Raw genomic sequence first — 794 nt, forward strand, 5'->3', positions numbered from 1 at the left:
CGGTCTAATAATTCATCCGATACCCACCAATGACGACCGTAATAACCTAAGTCTTCATAGGTTAGATACTTAGGCATTGTTGAAGTAGATATCCATTCTTCACTAAGTAGTTGTCGTTTCCCCCAGCGTCCTTTGTTCAAATAAAAATAGCCAAATTTCTGCATATCTTGTATAGACATGTGTAACCCGAAACCGCCAATGTTAACTCCTTGAGGATCTACATGCCAAATGAAATCTTTAATCTCTAAACGAGAGAAAAGGTTTTTTATTGCAAAATCTTTTGCACTTGTTTTTGTTACCTTTTGAAGAATTGATAATAACAGATGGCTGCAGCCGGAATTATAGTTCATTCGTTCACCGGGTTCGGTGTTTAATGGGCGCTCTAATATATAATTGACCCAGTTGGGGCTATGTATCATCTGTGGCCAACCATTCCATTCCCCCATCTCTGGCCAGTCAAAACCTGCACTCATACTTAACAAGTGATCAATTGTAATACGTTGTTTCCGATCGTCCTTATCCTGTTGAAGCGATGGAAAGTAATTAACAATAGGTGTATTAAGATCTGGAAGCAATCCCTGTTCGAAAGCAATTCCAATTAAGCATGAGGTAATACTCTTCGTGCATGAGTTAACTTTGTGAAGTTTAGTTTTAGATTTATTGTTTCTAAAATATTGAAGTACAATATCTTGACCTGAGCTCATCAAACAGCTTTCAATTTTCTCCTTTTCTAGAAAACTAACAAATGATTTTAAGCTTTCTTTATTTATTTTATTCTGATATGGAATTTCCAT

General features: G+C 36.1%; 1 protein-coding gene. It reads right to left on the reverse strand.

From position 1 onward, the window contains the following. On the reverse strand, positions 1–794 hold a 794-nt coding region (locus D7Z26_RS27150; RefSeq protein WP_147423909.1), incomplete at its 3' end, for a serine hydrolase domain-containing protein.

The organism is Cohnella endophytica (assembly GCF_003628305.1).
GTDB classification, from domain to species: Bacteria; Bacillota; Bacilli; order Paenibacillales; family Paenibacillaceae; genus Cohnella; species Cohnella endophytica.